Origin of the sequence: Zarconia navalis LEGE 11467, from assembly GCF_015207075.1 — a bacterium.
Taxonomy (GTDB): domain Bacteria; phylum Cyanobacteriota; class Cyanobacteriia; order Cyanobacteriales; family Geitlerinemataceae; genus Zarconia; species Zarconia navalis.
Map to the genome: position 1 here is coordinate 1 of NZ_JADEXN010000406.1, position 5,284 is coordinate 5,284.

At 51.6% G+C, this 5,284-nt stretch carries 5 protein-coding genes; 2 read left to right on the forward strand and 3 right to left on the reverse strand.

The window, feature by feature from the left end; genetic code table 11:
• Positions 1-41: 41 nt before the first annotated feature.
• Entirely contained in the window at positions 42-431 is a 390-nt protein-coding gene (locus IQ235_RS18100; RefSeq protein ID WP_264322811.1) for a hypothetical protein, read from the reverse strand.
• 200 nt (positions 432-631) lie between these two features.
• On the opposite strand from IQ235_RS18100, the gene IQ235_RS18105 reads away from it, so the two are divergent.
• Positions 632-1,039 (forward strand): hypothetical protein, encoded by a 408-nt coding sequence (locus IQ235_RS18105; RefSeq protein ID WP_264322812.1) that lies wholly within the window; start codon positions 632-634, stop codon positions 1,037-1,039.
• Positions 1,040-1,149: 110 nt separating this feature from the next.
• On the opposite strand, the gene IQ235_RS18110 is transcribed toward IQ235_RS18105, so the two are convergent.
• Positions 1,150-3,702: a DNA gyrase/topoisomerase IV subunit A gene (locus IQ235_RS18110; RefSeq protein ID WP_264322813.1), complete on the reverse strand. Its 2,553-nt coding sequence runs from the start codon at positions 3,700-3,702 to the stop codon at positions 1,150-1,152.
• Between the two features lie 269 nt (positions 3,703-3,971).
• On the opposite strand from IQ235_RS18110, the gene IQ235_RS18115 reads away from it, so the two are divergent.
• Complete coding sequence (locus tag IQ235_RS18115; RefSeq protein ID WP_264322814.1) at positions 3,972-4,373, forward strand: response regulator; 402 nt, start codon at positions 3,972-3,974, stop codon at positions 4,371-4,373.
• 144 nt (positions 4,374-4,517) lie between these two features.
• Here IQ235_RS18115 and IQ235_RS18120 read toward each other — a convergent pair.
• Positions 4,518-5,284, reverse strand: a 767-nt coding sequence (locus IQ235_RS18120; RefSeq protein WP_264322815.1) for a tetratricopeptide repeat protein, incomplete at its 5' end; no start/stop codon positions are given.

Here is a 5,284-nt window from a genome sequence, read left to right on the forward strand (position 1 = left end):
AGATTTCTTGTTTCCCAAAAGCGCGCTCGCAATTCAAATACCTAAGCTGTTTCTTGAGGCAAGCTTTCAAATACGTCCCCGGCAACCTGTTCGGCTTTAGCATCTAAGTTTTCCCAGTTGACATCCCCGGTATCGTCGAGCAAAGTCGTATCGATCTCCACTTCATAGGTTTCTTGAGGTGCGTGGGTGGGGCGGTAGTTGCGGAAGCAGATTTTATAGCACAGTTCCCAAATATCCACGCTGACTTGGCGATCGCGAACTTCTAGATCGAGTTGATAGCCGGGATAGGGAACGTGGGTTTCTCGGTAGTGGCCTTTCCATGGGGACCGATCGAGTTTTTTCTGAATATTATCAACCAGACGAATTAGAGCTGGCTGCATCAGGACTTCGGCTTGCTGCCATGCGATCGTTGTTGTGAACTTAGGTTTCATTTTCAATTTTTTCCCCTCAAAAATTTGAATCTTAATTTTAACAGGAAGACTGTGGGTATATCGAGGGTCGTAAAGGGGCTTTGCAAGACCGATTCAACTCTAAATATTGATAAAGCAAGGCAGTTAATTTTATTGTCAACACACAATATTTTAGTTATAATAGAAGTGTAAAGCTCGCGCATTACAAAGAGGTTTATTCGATGAAAAACAACAATCGAAAAATCAAAAATTTGAAATCTCAAAAGCACCGTCAATTTCGGGCGCTCGCAGCGCGCAGCAATAAATATTTGAATGCGAAAATCGCCCAGCACGGTGGAGTCTCGCTTTTTCGAGGAAATAAGCGAATCAACACCTATGCCACCGTCGCCAACATGAATAATGTTGCCATTAAAGGAAAAATGGCTCAGGTCATTCAAGCCACAACTGGAGTTAAACAAACCCGAGAAGCTTATTCAAGTAAAGAACTCGCTCGAATGGAGTTTCAAGAAATGTTAGAAGCCCAAGCCTTAGAGGCGCGAAATGCTCGCGGACATGCTGAAATTATTTGCACGGTCGATGATGTGATTTCAGATATCGATCGACTCGTCAAAAAGTATTCGGCTTCATAATTTAGGTGTAAGTATTCGTCAGCCCGATCGATATTTTTAGCGAGGGCATCGTCGGGGTTAACGGCTATATGGCTGTTAACCCCGACGCACGTTATTAACTCCCAAGCTCCTTAAGGCAAGCATAATGTCAGCGAGACGATCGTTTCGGTTGATTTGAGATCTGCAATTCGCTTGCCTTTGCTATCTTTATTCCCCGATCGCATCGGATCGAGGAGTAGACTCACAAACCGATCTCGACTGGTAAGTAACCTCACCTCTCCATCTCGTCGTGCCGGAACCATCCCCGCGAGGGTATCGGCTTTCGTGGCAAATTGCAGGGCCTGGGTGCCGATTTCTCCCCGGTTAGACAAGCGCAAATCTCCAACGGCCAGGCGCTTGGCATATCCCCGCTTCGTCACCAATACGATATCGTCACCCGGACGCACCGTCGCGCAACCGACAATGCCCTCATTTTTGCGCAACCGCATCACTTGATAGCCTTGAGCGGTGCGTCCGAGAATCGGTAGTTGTTCCTCATCCACCGTTAGGCGCAGCACCCGCCCTCCCGTCGTCGCGATCGCCACTTCTTCTCCCGTTCGAGTCATACTCCCGTAGAACAGCCGATCGTCATCTTTGAGTTTGAGCGCCGTGAGTCCTCGTACGGTCATATTGGTCAAATCTTCTAGAGACAAGCGTTTGATGCGTCCCTGAGCCGTCAGCAAGAGCAATTGCTCCGTATTGGGATAGTCCGATCGAACAAAGTATTCAACGCAGGTATCTCGATCGGCCCCGGCAGAGGGCGGTAGCAATCCCACCAAAGGTTCCCCCCGCGAGTTGCGCTTGCCGATCGGGGGAATATCGGCAATTTTCGTTGAGTATGCTTTGCCATCGCGGGTGAGAACCAGCAAATCTTGTCCGGTTTTGACCGGTAGAACCCGGACGCTGAAATCTTCAGTGGAGTCGAGAATTTTCCCCCTAGGAGGATCTTGTTTGCTGCGCTGTTTTTCCCAAGCCGCCGGAGTCAAACGTCGCACGTAACCGCGATGGGTAAATTCGAGCATCACCTTCTCTTCCGGAACGCTCAAATCTAGAGCTGGCGAGATTTGAGCCGAGTCGGGTTTCCCCTTCTTGGGTTTGCCTTTTTTGGGGGAAATCGCTTGAGCCGGTACGGTTTGAGCTTCGGCGGAGATAATCCGGGTGAGGCGATCGCTCTTGAACTTGCGCTTGAACGATCGCAGCTCTTTTTTGAGAGCTTTGAGCAGTTCGTTGCGATCGTTGAGTAAGTTTTGCAGTTGCGATCGCCGTGCCGTCAGTTCCTCAAATTCTGCCTGTAAGTTCTGTCGTTCCAACCCCGTCAGCCGTCGCAACGGCATCGCCAGAATTGCCGACGCTTGGCGATCGCTAAAATCGAACCGATTTTGAAATTCGATCTTGGCCGTCGTACCATCAGCCGCACCCCGAAGAATCTCGATAATCTCGTCGAGGGCTTCGAGTGCCATAAGCAATCCTTCAAGTAAGTGCAAGCGATCCTCGGTTTTTTCGAGTTCGTCGCGATACTGTCGGGTAAGCGTTCGTTCCCGAAAATCGAGGAACTGCTGCAAAATTTCCCGCAGGGGTAGCTGGCGCGGCTGACCGTCTACGATCGCCAACAAGATCGCGCCGAAATTTTGTTGTAGGGGCGTTTGCCGGTAAAGCTGGGCGAGGACTTGCTTAGGCTTGGCTTCCCGCTTCAGTTCCACCACCACCCGAATCCCATCGCGATCGCTCTCGTCTCGCAGATCGGAAATACCTTCGAGTCGCCCTTGGTTAACCAATGCGGCAACCTTCTCGATCCAACTGGACTTACTCACCTGAAACGGAAATTCGCTCACGATTAGGGCCGAACGACGGGAACGGCGGGTGCGTCCGGTGTCCACCTGTTCCACCCCCACAACCCCTCGCATGGTGATACTTCCCCGTCCCGTGCGGTAGGCATCCCGAATGCCCTGAGTGCCGATAATTTCTCCCCCGGTGGGAAAATCGGGGCCGGGAATCAGTTGGAGTAGTTTTTCATCGTCGAGAGTGGGACGATCGACCAGGGCGATCGCCGCATCCACCACCTCGCCTAAATTATGAGGGGGAATATTCGTCGCCATCCCCACGGCAATTCCAGAACAGCCATTGAGCAACAAAATCGGCAGTTGGGCGGGCAGAACCACCGGTTCTTGCTGGGAACTGTCAAAGTTACCAATAAAATCCACCGTCGCCTCGCCAATTTCCGAAAGCAGGGCTTCGTTACCGATGGGAGATAAGCGAGTTTCGGTGTAGCGCATGGCAGCGGCGGGATCGTTATCCACCGAGCCGAAGTTGCCGTGACCGGCCAACAACGGGTAGCGGCTAGAAAACTCCTGTACCATCCGCACCAGAGCATCGTATACCGCCTGGTCGCCGTGGGGGTGATATTTCCCCAGTACGTCTCCCACCACGCGAGCGCATTTACGATAGGGGCGATCGGGGGTCAATCCCAGTTCGTGCATGGCGTACAAAATTCGCCGGTGAACGGGTTTGAGACCATCGCGGACGTCCGGTAGCGCTCGCCCGACAATCACGCTCATGGCATATTCGAGATAGGACTGTTGCATCTCGGTGTGTAGCGCAGTCGAGACGATCTGTCCTTTGGCGAGTAGGTTGAGCTGCTTGGCCATGAAGCTTGATTCCTCCATCCCGGAAATAGACGGGTGACAATATACGACAATATATCGGGTGTGCGGTGAATATCTGTCCCGTGGGTGAATATTTTTCGGGACGAGCGAGTGATGATGAGCGTTCGCGGGGGCGATCTGAGAACTTGCGTTAGTCGAAGCGACCCCCTGAGTCTAGTCTAGAATGAACTCGAGGTAAGGTTGGGAGTATAATTCATAGGTAGGTAACGAAAGATTGCCCCAACGCCCAAGGTTACGCAAGTAGGTAGAACATGACGAAAACCGTTCTGATTGTAGAGGACGACTTAGTTAACGCCCGAGTTTTCTCTAAGATTCTAACCAAGCGAGGTGGCTTAGCGGTGAAGCACACGGAAAACGTCGAAGAAGTAATGCAAATTGCTCAGGCTAGAGAAGCCGACATTATTCTGATGGATGTTTCCCTCGCTCGCAGCGTGTATCAAGGTCAGGCGGTCGATGGCATTCGGATTACCCAAATCCTGAAGGCGAACCCAGAAACAGCGAGTTTACCGATTATTCTCGTCACAGCTCACGCAATGGCCGGCGATCGAGAATCATTTCTGGCTAAAAGCGGTGCCGATGCTTATATTTCCAAACCGGTGATCGACCACCAAGAGTTTGTCGATCGCATTCACAGCCTCTTGCCTCAAGAATAAAGCGATCGCTCCAGGGATCGAAATCCCAGATCTCATAGCAAGCAAGACTTTGGAGTAAACCCACCTCGAGTCGGGAAATAGAGTGCAAATCCCCAACGTTCCCCAAACGTTCGACGGGCGCTCTATTCCCGATTCGGAGATTATTTATTCGGGAACGATTTCAATGTTCGTCGGCGGTCGATTGACTCCTTGGGCGATGGTCGATTGAATGCGAGGCGTTTGCAGAAAGATTTCGGCATCGCCAAGCAACCGCGTTCCCCACAGATTGGCTTTCAAGAAATCGAGGTCGGCATACCGAAGATCGATCCCGATGGCCGTTTCGCCCAGTTCCCATCCTTCTTCCTGTTTCCCCTGAGTATAGAGCGCGACAGCCTGTGCCAGTTGCGGTTCGGCAGCATTCTCCACTTCAGCAGCTTCCTGCCACAATTCGATCGCGGCCTGGGTTTCACCCTGCTCGTATTTGACCAGTCCCATGTTGTTGGTTGCCGGCCAAAATGTCTCATCCTGTTCCAATGCGGTCTCGTAGCGATCGATTGCCTCGGAGTAATCTCCTAAGAGATAGTAAGCATTGCCCAAATCAAAGAGCGCGCCGGTCACCTCGGGTTCGAGTTTCAATCCAGCTTCAAGTTCGACCGCCGCTCGATCGTAATTCCCGTCTCGGAAGTAAGCCGAACCCAACGCAAACAAGATCGTCGCATTTTCTGGGGTCAGTTCGCGGGCTTTTTCCAAAGCGGCGATCGCAGCGGAAGCATCTTCCATCTGCAAGTGCAAGCTGCCTAAAATCGCCCAAGCATCGGCGTTATCAGGTAGGAGTTGGGCTGCCAACTTAGCGCGGGGAAGTGCTTGTTCGTATTGCTGGAACTGGGCCCATTGATTTGCTTCGAGAACCAAACTCGTCCCGATTTCTTCAA